Origin of the sequence: Rhizobium acidisoli (assembly GCF_002531755.2) — a bacterium.
Taxonomy (GTDB): domain Bacteria; phylum Pseudomonadota; class Alphaproteobacteria; order Rhizobiales; family Rhizobiaceae; genus Rhizobium; species Rhizobium acidisoli.
The window spans coordinates 2,381,811-2,397,710 of sequence record NZ_CP034998.1 but is presented as its reverse complement, the minus strand read 5'-3'; the positions used below and the strand labels follow the sequence as shown (position 1 = coordinate 2,397,710).

At 62.7% G+C, this 15,900-nt stretch carries 12 protein-coding genes and 1 pseudogene; 10 read left to right on the top strand and 3 right to left on the bottom strand.

Annotated features, from left to right (window positions below; all coding sequences use genetic code 11):
* Positions 1-7 precede the first annotated feature (7 nt).
* From CO657_RS11870 to CO657_RS11830, 9 genes and pseudogenes are all read left to right on the top strand, one after another.
* Complete coding sequence (locus tag CO657_RS11870) at positions 8-379, top strand: cytochrome C oxidase subunit IV family protein (RefSeq protein ID WP_012558086.1); 372 nt, start codon at positions 8-10, stop codon at positions 377-379.
* 40 nt (positions 380-419) lie between these two features.
* On the top strand, positions 420-1,001 hold the full coding sequence (locus CO657_RS11865) for a dienelactone hydrolase family protein (protein ID WP_054183403.1): 582 nt from the start codon (positions 420-422) through the stop codon (positions 999-1,001).
* A gap of 82 nt (positions 1,002-1,083) precedes the next feature.
* On the top strand, positions 1,084-2,127 hold the full coding sequence (locus tag CO657_RS11860) for a helix-turn-helix domain-containing protein (RefSeq protein ID WP_197283892.1): 1,044 nt from the start codon (positions 1,084-1,086) through the stop codon (positions 2,125-2,127).
* Between the two features lie 462 nt (positions 2,128-2,589).
* Positions 2,590-3,822: pseudogene (locus tag CO657_RS11855) on the top strand (efflux RND transporter periplasmic adaptor subunit).
* 206 nt (positions 3,823-4,028) lie between these two features.
* Positions 4,029-4,727 carry an ABC transporter ATP-binding protein gene (locus CO657_RS11850; RefSeq protein ID WP_054183404.1) on the top strand — a complete coding sequence of 233 codons (699 nt, stop codon included), beginning with the start codon at positions 4,029-4,031 and terminating at the stop codon, positions 4,725-4,727.
* The gene (locus CO657_RS11845; protein WP_054183405.1) at positions 4,724-5,863 is read left to right on the top strand and encodes an ABC transporter permease; all 1,140 of its coding nucleotides are present in this window, start codon (positions 4,724-4,726) and stop codon (positions 5,861-5,863) included. The genes CO657_RS11850 and CO657_RS11845 overlap by 4 nt, the downstream gene beginning before the upstream one ends.
* A gap of 4 nt (positions 5,864-5,867) precedes the next feature.
* Positions 5,868-7,076: an ABC transporter permease gene (locus tag CO657_RS11840; RefSeq protein WP_054183406.1), complete on the top strand. Its 1,209-nt coding sequence runs from the start codon at positions 5,868-5,870 to the stop codon at positions 7,074-7,076.
* A gap of 245 nt (positions 7,077-7,321) precedes the next feature.
* A complete protein-coding gene (locus CO657_RS11835) occupies positions 7,322-8,812 on the top strand; it encodes a right-handed parallel beta-helix repeat-containing protein (protein WP_054183407.1) in 1,491 nt (496 codons plus the stop codon).
* Positions 8,813-9,143: 331 nt separating this feature from the next.
* Positions 9,144-10,634, top strand: a complete 1,491-nt coding sequence (locus tag CO657_RS11830) for a right-handed parallel beta-helix repeat-containing protein (protein WP_054183408.1) — start codon at positions 9,144-9,146, stop codon at positions 10,632-10,634.
* Between the two features lie 19 nt (positions 10,635-10,653).
* Here the strand turns inward: CO657_RS11830 and CO657_RS11825 are convergent, their stop codons facing one another.
* Together CO657_RS11825 and CO657_RS11820 are read right to left on the bottom strand one after the other, a co-directional pair.
* Positions 10,654-10,935 carry a hypothetical protein gene (locus tag CO657_RS11825; protein WP_054183409.1) on the bottom strand — a complete coding sequence of 94 codons (282 nt, stop codon included), beginning with the start codon at positions 10,933-10,935 and terminating at the stop codon, positions 10,654-10,656.
* A 162-nt stretch (positions 10,936-11,097) separates the two neighbouring features.
* The gene (locus tag CO657_RS11820; RefSeq protein ID WP_054183410.1) at positions 11,098-11,874 is read right to left on the bottom strand and encodes a dioxygenase family protein; all 777 of its coding nucleotides are present in this window, start codon (positions 11,872-11,874) and stop codon (positions 11,098-11,100) included.
* A 219-nt stretch (positions 11,875-12,093) separates the two neighbouring features.
* On the opposite strand from CO657_RS11820, the gene CO657_RS11815 reads away from it, so the two are divergent.
* Positions 12,094-13,674, top strand: coding sequence for a Na+/H+ antiporter (locus tag CO657_RS11815; RefSeq protein ID WP_054183411.1), 1,581 nt, complete (start codon positions 12,094-12,096; stop codon positions 13,672-13,674).
* A 60-nt stretch (positions 13,675-13,734) separates the two neighbouring features.
* Here the strand turns inward: CO657_RS11815 and CO657_RS11810 are convergent, their stop codons facing one another.
* Positions 13,735-15,636: a potassium transporter Kup gene (locus tag CO657_RS11810; protein WP_054183412.1), complete on the bottom strand. Its 1,902-nt coding sequence runs from the start codon at positions 15,634-15,636 to the stop codon at positions 13,735-13,737.
* Positions 15,637-15,900 lie beyond the last annotated feature (264 nt).

Sequence of the window (15,900 nt, the reverse complement as noted above, 5' to 3'; positions counted from 1 at the left end):
GGTCGTCATGAGCGAGACAACAGCGCATGGGCAAAGCCCACATGCACAGGCCCCGCATGCACAAGATCACGGGCAGCAGCATCCGATCGGGCTCTATTTCTTCGTCTGGGGCCTGCTCTTCGTGCTCAGCGCCTTTTCCTATATGGTCGATTATCTCGGGATCCACGGCTATCTTCGCTGGACGCTGATCCTGCTGTTCATGATGCTGAAGGCCGGGCTGATCGTCGCCGTCTTCATGCATATGGCCTGGGAACGGCTGGCGCTGGTCTACGCCATCCTGCTGCCGCCGGTGCTGGTGCTGGTTTTCGTGGCACTGATGGTCTCGGAAGCGGACTATACGATCTTCACCCGGCTCGCCTTCTTCGGTGCCGCGCCTTAGATATCGGTCATCAGGTGCGACCATCTCAACCGGAGCAAATATGGCCGAGATTTTGCTGTTCCACCACGCTCAAGGGCTGACCCCTGGCGTGCGCGCCTTCGCTGACGAGATTACGGCCGCCGGCCACATCGTGCACACGCCTGACCTGTTCGACGGGCGCATATTCGACAGCATCGAGGAGGGGCTTGCCTATATCGGCGAGATCGGCTTCGACGCCATCCGGGAGCGCGGCGTCCGGCTTGCCGACGAATTGCCTCGCGAACTGGTCTATGCCGGGTTCTCATTCGGCGTGCTGCCCGCGCAGAAGCTGGCACAGACACGGCCTGGCGCCCGCGGGGCTCTGCTTTTTTACTCCTGCCTGCCGATCAGCGGCGAATGGGCTTTCGGGCCCTGGCCGGAGGGAGTGGCTGTCCAGATCCACGGCATGGACAACGATGCGATCTTTGTCGGCGAGGGTGACATCGATGCCGCCCGCGAGATCGTGGCGAAGGTCGAGGACGCGGAGCTTTTCCTCTACCCCGGCGATCAGCACTACTTCGCCGACAGTTCGCTGCCGTCCTATGATGCGGATGCGACCGCGCTCCTCACCACGCGGGTGCTGGCGTTCCTGGATGGCCGCTGATCCAGGCGGATCCCCCACAAAATCCCCATCTAAAACACGTCCTAAAACATGATGGAGGTCGCGCCCGGCGACGATCTCGGCAATGATGGCCGCCTATTCGCCACGATCCTGTCAGGCCATGCTGTTTATTCCGCTTCCCTTCGCCGTTGCCCTGCTGCTGCTTGTCCTTTTCGTCACGGTCCTCAGGCGCGACGAGGAGGCGGTGCCGAACCGGCCGTTTCTGGCGCTCATCCTGCTCGCCGCGCTGCAATCCGTGCTCTCCGGCCTGCGTTGGGGATATGGAGTGCAGGCCATCGGCTTGATCGCGCCGGTGATTGCGGCGATGGTGCCGCCGCTTGCCTATGCCGGGGTTTCCCGGCTGGTGCGGACCAGCCGGCGGCCACTGCCGGCGCGGGTGGCGCTGCATGCCGTGCCCGCCGCCCTTATCCTGCTGCTGATGGCCGTTTGGCGCGAGGCGATCGATATCGCGCTGGTGCTAATCTTCGTCGGTTATGCCCTGGCCATCCTGCTTCTGATGCGCCCGGGCGCCGATGCGCTGCGGCTGGCGCCCTTCGAAGGGGCGGTGCCGGCCTACCGGGCGATCATCTTTGCGGCCGCCGCTCTGTGTCTCTCGGCCGCGCTCGATACCTTCGTCTTCCTCGACCTCACCTCGGCCCATAGTGCGCGGGCGCTGATGCTGATCAGTATCGGAAATCTCGCTGTCCTCGTCATCCTCGGCATCGCGGCGGCGGCCGCCAGCCGAAGCCGGGCGCCGGCCGAGATGGTGGAGACGGCGCCGCGGCCGGAGACGAGCGAGGACAAGGAGACGATCGCCGCGGTCGATGCGCTGATGGAGGCCCGTAAACTCTATCGCGACGCCAATCTCAATCTCGACCGGCTGGCCCGCAAGACCGGCATTCCCGCCCGCCAGATCTCGGCAGCGATCAACCGGGCGATGGACAAGAACGTGTCGCAATATGTCAATGACTACCGGATCGGCGAGGCCTGCCGGCTGCTTTCCGGCACTGGGAAATCGGTGACCGAGGTGATGTTCGAGGTCGGCTTCCAGACCAAGTCCAACTTCAACCGCGAATTTCGGCGAGTGACGGATATGACGCCGGTTGCCTGGCGGCAGAGGAAGGGGTGAGGGCGGTGTTTCCTCGGCAATGGGGGCTGTAGCGGCCAGCCATCCGCCCTCGTGGTTCGAGACGGCCCTGCAGGCCTCCTCACCATGAGGGCTAATTGTTGTGCCCTGCGGCTAACTCTCGGCGGCAGGGCGCCGCGTTCCCCAGCGATACAAGCCGTGCCCTCTCTCCGACCTCATCCTGAGGTGCCCCGCAGGGGCCTCGAAGGACGGGGGCGGCCAGCGGCGCTTAAACGCATCGGCATGCCACCCGCCCTCGTGGTTCGAGACGGCCCTGCGGGCCTCCTCACCATGAGGACTGATTGTTGTGCCCTGCGGCTAGCCTATCGGCGGCAGGGCGCCGCGTTCTCCAGCGATACAAGCCGTGTCCTCTCTCCGACCTCATCTTGAGGCGCCCCGCAGGGGCTCGAAGGACGAGGGCGGCCACTGGCACGTACGCAATCGCGATCGAGGACTGCCTGGATCGTGTTCGAGGTCGCGATTTCTGCCGGGTCGGCGATGTCTACCGGTATGAACACGACATCAGAACATGACCGAGACCTTGCCGCCAAGCTCAGATCGCTTTCGATCGCGCCCGCGGCCTTTGCGACGGAGCCGCCGAAGCCTCATGCCCGGCGGCGCACGACCCCTGGCGCAATGCTTGTCCTTGCCGCGACGGCATCGCTGGCGGCGGCTCTTTTCTATGGACCTGAGACGCTGCAGCGCATCGAGACCTCGCTTGCGGGGTTTTCGGGCAGAGACCTTGCGATATCCGCTGATGGGGTGGAGGCGCGAGCCAGGGACGGTGCCGCTGTTGAAGGAGTGCGGACTCCGACCGAGGGTGGAGCGAAGAGCACGGCTGCGCTCCCCCGCGAGGTCACCGGCTCCGGTTATGTCGTGGCCCCCGATATCGCCACCGTCTTTTCCAAATATGAGGGCCGGATCGTCGCGGTCGAGGTCGAAGCGGGCGACAGCGTCGTCGCCGGGCAGGTGCTGGTGCGGCTTGACGATGCCGGCGCGCGTTTTGCGCTTCGGGGCGCCGAGATAGCGGGGCGGGCGGCGGCGCTGGCGCTTGATGCGAGGACGATCGAGCTTGCGCAGGCGCGCTCGTCGTTTGCACGCACCGAGCGGCTCGCCGGGCGCGATGCCATGTCGGCACAGGCGCTGGAGGAGGCGAAAACGGCTGTCGACAAGGCCGAGAATGCCGCCCTGCAGGCACGCCAGGATGTCGAAAAGGCGGAGCTCGAGATCGACAAGGCGCGCGAGCAGGTGGAGGCGCTGACCGTGCGTGCGCCGATCTCCGGCGCCGTCACGGGGTTCGATGCGCATATCGGCGACACGGTGCTGTCGCGCGAGGACAGCGTGCGGGAGGATGAAAGCCTGCTTACCATCACCGATACGGCGAGCCTGGTCATCGATGCCGATGTGGCCGAGGCCAATATCGCGCTGATGCGGCCGGGCCTGTCGGGCGAGGCGGTGCTCGACGGCTTTCCCGGCCAACCCTTTGCGGTCGAGGTGTCGAAGATCGCGCCTGTGATTTCGCGGGAAAAGGGGACGGTGACGCTGCGCCTGTCGCTGACGTCGCCGCCGCCAGGCATGCGGCCTGCCATGGCGGCGCGCATCCGGCTGCTGGTGGGGTAGGAGGCGGCTTCCGATGGTGCCTATCATCCGCCCCCGTCCTTCGAGGCTCCGGCCTTTGGCCTGCGCACCTCAGGATAGGGCTGATTGTTGTGCCGTGTGGCTGGAAAGCTGATCGCGTGTCGTGCGGCTGGCGGGCTGATCTGATGACGTGCGGTTTGGCTTCCTGTGCCGCAGAGCGCAGCTTCTCTCCGACCTCATCCTGAGGTGCCCCGCGAGGGGCCTCGAAGGACGAGGTCGGCCACCGGCTACCGGCCACAAAACAACGAACCACCAAGGAGCAGAGCATGACGGACACTCAAGATCCCTATATCGCGCTTGCGGGCGTCAGGAAGGCGTTCCGGATCGGGGCGGAGACGATACCGATCTTCTCGGGGCTCGATCTTGCCATTCCGCGCGGCGATTTCGTCGCGGTGATGGGGCCGTCGGGTTCGGGGAAATCGACGCTGCTGAATATGCTAGGCGGCATCGACAGCGCAGACGCCGGCGAGATCCGGATCGGGCGCAGCCATCTCGAGCAGATGGGCGAAGGGGCGAGGGCCGACTGGCGGGCGCACAGCATGGGCATCGTCTTCCAGTTCTACAATCTGCTGCCGATGCTGAATGCGGCGGAGAATATCGAGCTGCCACTGCTCTTGAAGCCGCTCGGGCGCAAGGAGCGGCGGGCGCGTGTCGATACTGTGATGGATCTGGTCGGGCTTGCCGGGCGGCAGCGGCAGTTTCCGTCGAGCATGTCGGGCGGGCAGCAGCAGCGCGTCGGCATTGCGCGGGCCATCGTCGCCGATCCCGATCTCATTCTCTGCGATGAGCCGACCGGCGATCTCGACCGGAAATCGGCCAATGATATCCTGGAGATGTTGGGCTTCCTCAATCGCGAGCTTCAAAAGACCATCATCATGGTCACGCACGATCCCCAGGCCGCCGCCTTTGCCAGGCGGACGCTGCATCTCAACAAGGGCGAATTCGTCGAGGGGGAAGGCCGATGACCTTTTTCCAGCTGATGCGGCGCAATGCCTGGCGCAAGCGGCTGCGGGCGATCTTGCTGATGTTTTCGGTCGGCATCGCCTTCCTGATCTACGGACTGACGGCGAGTTTCGTCAGCGGCAGCCAGGGGGCGGCCGGCGCCAGCGACAATCTGCTCGGCGTGTTCAATAAATCGGGCCGGGGGCTGCCGCTGCCGATTGCCTATCTCAACCGGATCGCGGCGCAGCGCGATGTCGCGGCCGTCGCCTATACAGCGCGCATGCGCGGCTTCGTCGAGGTCGAGAAGAATATCGTCGCCGTCAGCGCGGTCGATCCGCAGGCGATTGCCGCCGCCAATGGCGCCGAACTCGGGCTGACGCCTGAGTTGATCGCGGCGCTGGAAGAAGGCGGCGACCGGGTGCTCGTCGGCCGGGCGCTGGCTGAGGCGCAGGGCTGGTCGGTCGGCCAGCGCATCGGCCTCACCAGCCAGCTCTTGAAGGCCGACGGCAGCCGGAACTGGAGCTTCACCATCGCAGGCATCTTCGAGGGCGCCGATGCCGGCACCGACACCTATTTCATGCTCGCCCGCTACGACATGGTCAATGCTGCCCGCGCGCGCGACAGGGATACGGTCGACGCCTTCGTGGTGCGCCCGCGCGACGGTATCGCCTCGGGCGTGCTGGCGGCGCGCATCGATGCGCTCTTTGCCAATTCGGCGGCTGAGACCCGGACGCAAACGGAAAAACAGTTCCTCGAAGCGTTTCTCCGGCAGTTCGCCGATGTCGGGCTGATTGTCAGCCTCGTCGTCGGCGCCGCCTTCGTGACGATCCTGATGATATCGGTCAACACCATGCTCTTTGCCATCCGGGAGCGCCGCTTCGAAATCGGCGTGATGAAGGTGCTCGGCTTTTCAAGCGGGCGGATCGTAGTGCTCATTCTCGGCGAGACGCTGTTCATTTTCGCCATCGGCGGGGCGGGCGGGCTCGTTCTGGCCAAGCTCGCGACACTGTCGATCGGGCCGGAATTCGGCCTCGTCTTCAGCGGCGAGGTGCTGCTGAAATCCGTCGCGATCATTGCCGGGCTCGGCCTTCTCACAGGGCTGTTGCCGGCCGCTAACGCCATGTGTCTGCCGATCGTCAACGCCTTCAAAACGAGATAGTCCAATGTCATCAGCGCTCAAGCAGACCTTTCTCATGATCAGAATCAATCTCGGCAGCCTGCCGCGGCGGCTCACGATTTCGTTGTCGATGGTGCTGTCGGTCGCCCTCGTGGTGGCGGTGCTGGCAGGGTTTCTGGCGATGGCGCGCGGTTTCGAGGCCGCTCTTGCCGGCGCCGGCTCGCCAGACATCGCCGTCATCCTCGGTGGCGGCACCAACCAGGAAACCGGCTCCGACGTGCCGGCAGATGCGATCCGCAGCCTGACCGCCATCAGCGGCGAGACCGGGATCGCACGCGACGGGGCCGGCGGGCTGGCGCTGTCACGCGAGACCATCGTGCCGATCGATGTAAAGGGGAGCGACGGTGCCGAGCAGACGCTGTCGTTGCGGGGCATGGACCGCACGGGGCTCGATCTGCGCGGCCGCGCCCGGCTTTCGCAGGGGCGGCTGTTTGCACCGGGCGCACGCGAGATCGTCGTCGGCGCCCGCATCGCAGACGCTTTTCCCGGCTTTTCCGTTGGCCAGAAGGTGCGGTTCGGCGCGGTCGACTGGACCGTCGCCGGCCATTTCACCTCCGGCGGCAGTGCCTTCGAATCCGAGATCTGGGCGGACCTGGACGCGGTGCAATCGGCCTTCGACCGTCAGGGGCAGGTGCAGAGCCTGCGCGTGCGGCTTGCCGGCGGCGACCCTGCAACAGCACTGGCGGTGCTGCGCGAGCGTCTGTCCGATCTATCAGGCACGCCGCTCACCGCTATCCCCGAGGCTGATCTCTATGCCGCGCAGGCCGAGCGCACCGAGAGCCTGATCCGCCTGTTCGGCTGGCCGATCGCGCTGCTGATGGCGGTCGGCGCGACGGCGGGCGCTTTGAATACGATGATGAGCTCGGTCTCCGACCGCGGCGTCGAGATCGCCACGCTGCGCCTGCTCGGCTTTCCCCGCCTGCCGGCCTTCGTCGCCACCTGGGTCGAGGCGGTGCTGCTGTCTGTAGCCGGCGCCGGTGTCGGCATCCTCGCCTCCCGTCTTGCCTTTAACGGCTGGCAGGCGAGCACGATGGGCGCCAACAATACGAAGATGGCGTTCCAGTTGGTCGTGACACCAGATGTGATTTTAACCGCCGGGCTTCTGGGGCTGGTGGTCGGGGTGATCGGCGGCGCCTTGCCGGCGCTGGCGGCGGCAAGGCTGCCGCTGAGGGCGGCGTTGCGGGCGAGGGGGTGAAGTAGTGCCGCCGATTCATGCAATTACGCCGCCGGAAATTTTTCGGATAAGTTGCATCTTTCCAGTGGCTTAGCAAATCCGGGCATTGCCTGTGGAGTAAGGTCCGCAAACCGACCCGCTGCCGCATTGACAACATCTTCTCGCCCTTTTGCCGTGGCGGGTTGCCCCCGCCGCGTTCGGACGGCCGGTTCCGGTCGATTCGCGTGGCAATGTAGCGATCCGACGAACAGGGCAACATTGGCGATATGACAATCTACTATGTGAACTCAGCGACTGGCTCCGACCGCAATGGCGGGACGGACCAGAAATCGGCTTTTGCGACTTTGTCCAAAGTGGAATCCTTGGGACTGAAACCGGGAGACAGCGTGCTTCTTGCCAAGGGAAGCGTGTTCAACGAACAGTTCGATATCAAATATTCCGGCAGCGAGACTGCGCCGATCAAGATCGGCAGTTACGGAACGGGGGCCGCGCCCGTTATCCACAGCGGCGGCGATGGCATTCACAGTCTTTATGCCTCGAACATCGTCATCGAGAACCTCAAAATATCGAACACCGGCGGTGCGGCCATCTATGGCGGCGATGTCACCAACTGGACGGTCCGCGATGTCGAGATCGCCAAGAGTGGAATGTCGGAAAACGCAGGTGCCGTCACCTTCAGGAACAGCAAGAACGTCACGGTCGAAGACAGCAAGATATCTGATGTCAAAGGCGACGGCTTCTGGATCGAAAAGGTCAGCGGCGTCAAACTTCTCAACAATACCGTTACCAGCGCCAATGGCTCTACGGCCGATGCGATGCAGCTCAACGACAGCAGCAACATTCTGATCAAGGGCAATCATCTCGACCAGACGCATGCCGTCAGTCCGAAGGGGGGGATCGCGCTGGTGCGGGCCACCGATGCCGTGGTCGCGGACAATGTCCTGACTGGCGGGGGCTTCGGCATCAGCGCGCCTGCGGGCAAGAACGTCGCTATCCACGGCAACGACATATCGGGATATCACGGTTACAGCTGGTCCTTCGCCGTCGGCCTCGGCGATCAGGGCAGTGCGCGGGATTACGACATCTCGGGCAACCATATTCACGATGGCGCTTGGGGCGTGGCCGTCAGCGGCGCCACCGGCACCAGCTATAGCCTCACGAATATCAAGGTCCACGACAATGTCTTCGACGACCTCACCCAGGCGGCGCTGAAGGTCGACAGGCCGGCGTCCGGCTCCTTCTACAGCAACACCATCGAGACCGGCGTCAAGGCCACCAGCATATCGCCCGCCATCGTCGACGCGCATACCTTTTCCGTCAGCAACAACCACACGGTCGCAAATGTCGAGACGGCGCTTGCAAGCACCGAGACCAAGATTGCCGCCACGACGGAGGCGGTTGCCGATCCGGCAGTCGTCGCCGTCCACGACAATCTGAAGATCTTCACCGATACGGGCGAAGCCCATCGCGGCAATCTTCTGGAAAACGACAGCTCCGACAACGACACGCTGGTGCTTCGCCGCTTCGGCGACGAAGCCGTCGGCAAACACGGCCTGACGCTGACTGGAGACTACGGTTCCATCCACGTGGACCGGGAGGGCAACTATGCCTATACGCTCGATGAAACGAAGCTGCCCGACGACCATAGCGGGCATGTGAGCGAGTCTTTCAAGTACGGCATCGACGATGGAACCTCGCATCACAGCGACGCGGATACGCTGACCGTCTTCATCCATATGGATGGTTTGCTGAGCTGAGATAGGGCACGGCCTCCCTCCGCCCTTGTCCTGAAGCGTCCCGTAAGGGGCGTTGAAGGGCGAGGGCGGCCATTCCCTTACGTTCATTGCAAACGGTCCGTTACCGTTTCATTCACCTTTCGGTCGTTATTTTATAGATTATTTTCTCGTAAGTTGTATTGTCGAGGATGCAGCCACCGCCAGGCTTCTCGGGAGCATTGCAGGCCACAGCCTGTCTACCGCCGTCGGGACAATCGAAGATTGTCCTATGGCCTTTCGCCCCGACCGCATCCGATCCACTCATCGCAGCTGATCCCCAAACAGCTGCGCGACAATGCGAGCATATGGCGATATGACAGTCTATTATGTGAACTCGGCGACAGGCGCCAACAACAACAGCGGCACGAGCGAGGATGCGCCTTTTGCATCCTTCTGGGCGGTGGAAAATTTGAAGCTGCAGCCCGGCGACACCGTGCTGCTCGCCGCCGGAAGCGTTTATAACGATCAGCTCGACCTGAAATATTCCGGCACCGCCAGCGCCCCGATCACCATCGGCAGCTACGGGATCGGCGATGCGCCGGTCATCCATAGTCCAGGCGACGGCATTCACAGCCTTTATGCGTCGAACATCGTCATCGAGAACATCAAGATCTCGGATACCGGCGGAGCAGCCATCTATGGCGGTTATGTTTCGAACTGGACGGTGCGCAATGTCGAGGTCGATCACACCGGTTTGGCGGGCAAGTCCGGTTCCGTCACCTTCCGGACGGGCTCGAACATCACCATCGAAAACAGCACGATCAACGACGTGAATGGCGACGGCGTCTGGATCGAGAAGATCAACGGCGTCACCCTTCTCAACAATACCGTCACCAATGCTCACGGCACCACGGCAGATGCCGTGCAGATGAACGACAGCAGCAACATCCTGATCAGCGGCAATTATCTCGACCAGACGGGGGCCGTTAGCCCTAAGGGCGTGCTGGCGCTCGTCCGGCCTGTCAATGCCGTGATCGAGGACAATACGCTGGTTGGCGGCGGCTTCGGGGTGGCCACCCAGGCGGGCACGAATATCGCCATCCACGACAACGACATATCGGGATATGGCGGCTACAGCTGGTCTTACGCCGTCGGTCTCGGCGACCAGGGCGATACGAGGGACTATGATATCTCAGGCAATTACATCCATGATGGCGTGTGGGGCGTGGTGGTCAGCTCTGCCGGCACCACCAGTTACGTCCGCGAAGATATCGACGTCCACAACAACGTTTTCGACGACCTGTCGCAGGCGGCGCTGAAGGTCGACAGGCCTGCATCCGGGGCTTTCCACGACAATGTCATCGCCAGCGATGTGACGCCCTACAGCATATCGCCGGCCATCATCGCCGCGAACACCTTTCCCGTCAGCAACAATACGACGCTCGAGGAGGCTGACCCCCTGTTTGTCAGCCTTGATAGTCACGTTGCCGGCGATACAACGCATGTGGGCGCGGCCCCGATAATTGTCGCGGCCCATGACAGCTTGAAAATCTCAGCCGACACGGATGGCGCCCATCACGGCAATCTGCTGGAAAACGACAGTTCGGCCAATGGGATCCTGCTGCTTCGCCGCTTTGAGGGTGAAGTCGTCGGCAAGAACGGTCTGACGCTGACCGGCCAATACGGCACCATCCATGTCGACGATCATGGCGACTACAGCTACACGCTCGATGCGGCGAAGCTTGCCGGCGTTACCGGAGACGTCAGCGAGACGTTCCACTATAAGATCTCCGACGGGGCTGCGCATCATTTCGATACGGATACGCTGAGCATTTCCATCGATGTGGATGGCGTGCTGATCTGAAAAGGATACCGGCCGCAGCTCATCGGCCGCCAAACAGGATCCTGGTGACGTCGATTTCGATTTCGGCGCAGATGATCTCGTATTCGCTGACAATCGCCGGGTCGGCCGACAGATCCTTGCGCATGCGATCAAGAACGGCGCAGGCCTCGCCATAGGCTCCGCACAGTTCGTAAAGATGGGGCTGGCTCGCCGCGGCGGCTCTGATCGTTGCCCTCGTCGCGGGCAGCCTCATCATCAGCCTGGCCAGCCCCTGTTCGGCGACTTGCCGGACAATGTGTGCGACGCCTTCTTTCCTGACCATGCCATCAACCCTCGCTGCCTGTATCCCGCTATCGAGAGTTAGTACGCAGGAATGCTGCATCTGGTTTCATACCGGATGCAAGATCGTCCTTTAAAACCTCTGTGGTGGAGGAATTCCGGCACGGCCGGCAGTTGGCGATCGGCGGCTTTCTCTGCTCTCCGCCTACGAAGAGAGGCCGATCGTGATGGTGGCGGAAAGCACGCCGCCATCGAGCTTCTCGAAGTCGAATATGTGATCGGCGGCATCCTCCGGGAAGATGCCGTCCGCTTCATTGCGGGTATCGCGGGGAGGGCGTCCAAGATAGTCCGGATGCTCGCCATAGATGATGTCGCTCAGCGTGTCATCGAAATAGATCTGGCTGACGAGAAGCTCCTTGCCTTCGACGAGGATGCGGCAATGAACATGCGGCGTGCGGCCCTTGTACCATCCGGGATAGGCCGTCAGGAAGCTTGCCTGCCCCTCAGCATCCGTCAGCTGGCGCCCCCGAAAGGCGAGGCCGCTGATTGCCTCGGCATCACCGAGCGTACACATGTCGGCAGCCTCGCGGCCGGAATAGATGCCACGATGATCGGTATGCCAGATTTCGATATCGGCGCTCTCGACCGGCCGGCAATCGGCGGCATGGACGATGCGAACGGCCAGCCGCAACGGCAGTCCGGCCTTTCCTTCCGAGACGTCCTGACGGGCCGGAATATTGTTGACGTGGCAGGGGCCAAGGGTTTGTGCTGATGTCACGATGCAATTCGGACGGCTGCGAAAGAGCGGCGCAGGCAGCTTTTCCCATGCGACCGACTTTGTGCCGCCGCTCAGGAAATCCGTTCCCTTCCAGTCGAATGTCCTGGCGGCAACAGTGATATGCCGCCGTGGCCAGATCGCCGCTGCAGCTACGGTCGAGGCCGCAATGGCTGCACCTCCCAGCACCAGAGTTCGTCTTTGCATCGGTCTTCCTTTCCTGAAGACGCAGCGTGTAAGGAGGATGCGCAGCAAACTCCAATTAAATCCAGGCAATGATTGATGGCAGAGAGAGTCAAAGTCTCCAAACTTGCCATTCCCGGTTCCGCAGCCTTTACAGCGCGTCGTGTCTTTTCAGATGCGCAAGGCCGCTGTAACTCTTTGCGGCAGGCATCCGACATTCGTTGCTGAGCCAGGGCAGGGCACATGGAACCAACCCAGTTATTCGAGCTCGTTATCGCGATGTTTCTGGCGATCATCGCGCTGCACTATGCCGCCCACAGGCTCGGACTGCCGCCGTCCGTCGCGCTGCTGACCGGTGGCGCTTTGCTGGCCTTTGTGCCGGGACTGCCGGCGATTTCAGTCGATCCCGGGCTGGTGCTGGTCATCTTCCTGCCGCCGCTGTTGATGGATGGCGCCTGGTCCATCGCGCTGTCGCGGCTGCGGCGCCACATGATCGGGATCGCCTCGCTTGCCGTCGGCGCGGTCTTCTTCACCTGCGTCGTCGTGGCCGTTGTCGTCCATCTTATCTTTCCGTCACTTCCCTGGGCCGCCTGCGCGGCACTGGGCGCGATCGTTGCGCCGCCGGACGCGGTCTCGGCGCGCGCCGTGCTCGAGCGCGTCAGGCTGCCACGGCGGCTGCAGATTCTGCTGGAAGGCGAGAGCCTGCTCAACGATGCGAGCGGCCTGGTTCTTTTCCGTTTTGCCGTTGCCGCCGCCGCAACGGGCGCCTTCAGCGCGGGGGAGGCGGTTGGCGACTTCTTCGTGCTGGCGCTCGGCGGCGCCATCGTCGGCATCGTCATTGCAGCCGCATGGGTCAAACTCATCCGGCATCTCGGCGATGATTACCTGATCATTGCGGCCACCGTGCTGCTCGGCTGGATTTCCTATCTGTTCGGCGAACTGCTGCATGTTTCCGGCGTCATTGCCACCGTGACCACGGGCTTGGTCGCCTCCTGGCACCAGCACACGGTATTTTCAGCGGCCACGCGCATGCGCGGCACGTCGTTCTGGACGGTGATGATCTTCCTGATGGAAGCGGCGGTCTTCACATTGATCGGGCTGTCGCTCCGGGATGTCGTCGAACGCGGCGGCGGCTTTAGCACCGTGATCGCGACAATGGGACTGCCGATGCTGGCAGTCCTCGTGACACTCGTAGCCGCGCGGTTTGCCTGGGTCTTTGCCTCCGATCTCGTCATCAAGTCATGTGCAGCGCTGGGGTTCACACGTACCCGGCCGCTCGGCGCAGGCGGGGCAACCGTTCTGAGCTGGGCAGGCGTGCGCGGCGTCGTCACACTCGCCTTGGCGCTGAGCCTGCCCGAAGGTTTCCCGGGCCGTGACTTCATTCTCGCCACGTCCTTTACCGTCATTCTCGGAACCGTGCTCGTGCAGGGCACGACATTGGGGCGGGTGATTGCCTGGGCGCGGCTGGCGCCCGAGACGGAAAGAGCGCGCCTGACAATGAGCCAGGCGGAAGCCGCCATGGCACAGGTGCAGCTCGGGATCGTGCAAAACCTGGCCTATGACACAGAGGGAAAGCTCATCCATCCGCAATTGCTGGAGCGCTATCAGCGCAGGGCGACGGCGATCGTCGACTATGCCGAGAGAACCGAGCATTACGTGCCGCTGCTCCATGCTCATTTCGACGTCGTTCTCGAAGCGGTTGCGACGGGGCGCCGGGAACTCATTCGCCTCCACCGCGCCGGCGACATCGATGACGAGACGTTGGACGAGCTGGAACGCGATCTCGATCTCGAGGAACTGAGCGCGATCTCGGCCAAGGCCTGACGTTCGGTATCTCGCACCGCGGCGCGTGCCTATCCGCCACTGCAAACTTGGCTTCCCGCGCTAAATGGCAATCTGTTCGCCGAGCTCGACGACGCGGTTCGACGGCAGGTTGAAGTAATCGGAAGGATCGATCGCCAAGCCTTCCAATGCCATGAATATGCGCTCCTGCCAGCCGGGCAGGCCGGTGTTCGGCGTCCTCACGAGGTTCCGGCGGCCGAGATAGAAAGAGGTTTTCATGATCTCGAACTTGAAACCGCCCTCCCGGCAGAGCGCCAGCGCCCTGGTGACATCAGGATCGTCCATGAAGCCGAAGGTGAGATCAAGGCGCACGAAGCGCGGCGAGAGTTGGCTGATCTTGATGCGCCTGTTGTCGGGGACATAAGGTTCGTCTTCGGTCCAGACGGTTAGGATGACGTTCTGCTGGTGGAGCACGTGGTTGTGCTTGAGATTGTGGAGCAGAACGTTCGGCGTCCGGTCCGGGACGCTGGTCAGGAAGACTGCCGTTCCCGGAACGGTGACCGGCGAATGGTCCGACTTCCGCTCGATCGATCTGATGAAGGAATCGAGCGGGATCTCATTGTTGGCGCGCAGTCTCTTCAGATAGGCCTGCCCGCGGGTCCATGTCCACATCAGGATCATGATCGCCAGCGCGAGGGCGACCGGAACCCAGCCGCCATCGTAGATCTTCAAGAGGTTGGCCGCCAGGAACAGGACTTCGATGATGAAGAGCGGCAGCAGCAGGGCAGCGGCGAGCACGAGGGAGTAGCCCCAGACGGCGCGGAGGAACTGGAAGACCAGCATGGTCGAGATGACCATGGTTCCGGTCACCGAGATGCCGTAGGCTGTCGCCAGCGACTCGGAGTCGCCGAAGGAAAAGATCAGCATCAAGACGCCGACCAAGAGGAGAAGATTGACGCTCGGCACGTAGATCTGGCCAGTGTTGGTCTCCGACGTGAACTTGATCCGCAGCCGCGGCAGGAAGCCGAGATGAACCGCCGAGCGGGCCAGCGAAAACGCACCGGTGATGACAGCCTGGCTGGCAATGATCGTCGCCATCGTCGCCAGCAGAACCACCGGCAGCAAGGCCCAATCGGGATACATCAGAAAGAATGGATTGGCAGCGGCTTCGGGATGGGCGAGCACGAGCGCGCCTTGTCCGAGATAGTTGAGAAGCAATGCCGGAAAGACCAGCACGAACCATGCCGTCTGGATCGGGCGGCGCCCGAAATGGCCGAGATCGGCATAGAGCGCTTCGCAGCCGGTGACGGTCAGAAAGACGGCGCCGAGAACGATGAGGCCGACCGTGCCGGCATGGGTGAGGAACAGAAATGCATTGACCGGATTGAGCGCCTCCAAAATCGCCCAGTCGTCACCGATATGGATCAGACCGCCCGCCGCCATCGCCAGAAACCACAACACCGTGATCGGCCCGAAAAACATCGAGACGGCAGCGGTTCCCCGCGACTGGACGCCAAACAGAACGATCATGATTGCAGCCGACGCAAGCGGGACATAGTCGGCAAAGGCCGGGGTGACCAGCTTCAGGCCTTCGAGCGCCGACATGACCGACAGAGCTGGCGTGATCATTGCATCGCCGATGAAGAGAGCCGCCCCGATCAGGCCGGCGAAGAAGAGCACCGGAACGTTCCGTCCCATCTTCTTCATCAGGAGGGCGAGAAGCGACAGCGTGCCGCCTTCGCCGTCATTATCCGCCCTGAGAAGGAAGAGCACATATTTGAAGGTCACAATGATCGTCAGCGTCCAGACCATCAGCGAAATGAGCCCGATGACCTCGGCCTCATGCACGCCATCGGCGGCAAAGGGCCTCAGCGCCTCACGAAGAGCATAGAGTGGGCTGGTGCCGATATCGCCATAGACGACGCCGATCGCGCCGACGACCAGTCCGACAAAGCCCTTACGGCCGGCACCTTCACCCGTATTGTCTGCACGTGTTGACGTCATGGTTCCCCGCTCATGCCACTTGGCCATGCACACAAACATATGCCGCATTGCAGAACGGCAAGTAAATTGATGCAGGTGCGAATTTTTTGTGAGGGTAGAAGGCGGACTGAGGAGGTCAGCATCCACTTGTGGCGTCACAAGCCGTTGGCTCGACGATTGCTTCCGGCGAGCCGCCAACCCTCCTGAAACGAGCGGCGGCACCAGCATGCTGACAGCAACTGTCAGCAAGGGTGGGAGATAAGCGAGAACCGCGGATTTTGGAGC

Bases quoted from the DNA above. Each gene is read 5' to 3' on its own strand.
- CO657_RS11870 (WP_012558086.1), top strand. From the start codon at position 8: ATGAGCGAGACAACAGCGCATGGGCAAAGCCCACATGCACAGGCCCCG.
- CO657_RS11845 (WP_054183405.1), top strand. From the start codon at position 4,724: ATGACCTTTTTCCAGCTGATGCGGCGCAATGCCTGGCGCAAGCGGCTG.
- CO657_RS11820 (WP_054183410.1), bottom strand. From the start codon at position 11,874: ATGCAAAGACGAACTCTGGTGCTGGGAGGTGCAGCCATTGCGGCCTCG.
- CO657_RS11810 (WP_054183412.1), bottom strand. From the start codon at position 15,636: ATGACGTCAACACGTGCAGACAATACGGGTGAAGGTGCCGGCCGTAAG.
- CO657_RS11850 (WP_054183404.1), top strand. From the start codon at position 4,029: ATGACGGACACTCAAGATCCCTATATCGCGCTTGCGGGCGTCAGGAAG.
- CO657_RS11830 (WP_054183408.1), top strand. From the start codon at position 9,144: ATGACAGTCTATTATGTGAACTCGGCGACAGGCGCCAACAACAACAGC.
- CO657_RS11865 (WP_054183403.1), top strand. From the start codon at position 420: ATGGCCGAGATTTTGCTGTTCCACCACGCTCAAGGGCTGACCCCTGGC.
- CO657_RS11840 (WP_054183406.1), top strand. From the start codon at position 5,868: ATGTCATCAGCGCTCAAGCAGACCTTTCTCATGATCAGAATCAATCTC.
- CO657_RS11860 (WP_197283892.1), top strand. From the start codon at position 1,084: ATGATGGCCGCCTATTCGCCACGATCCTGTCAGGCCATGCTGTTTATT.
- CO657_RS11825 (WP_054183409.1), bottom strand. From the start codon at position 10,935: ATGGTCAGGAAAGAAGGCGTCGCACACATTGTCCGGCAAGTCGCCGAA.
- CO657_RS11815 (WP_054183411.1), top strand. From the start codon at position 12,094: ATGGAACCAACCCAGTTATTCGAGCTCGTTATCGCGATGTTTCTGGCG.
- CO657_RS11835 (WP_054183407.1), top strand. From the start codon at position 7,322: ATGACAATCTACTATGTGAACTCAGCGACTGGCTCCGACCGCAATGGC.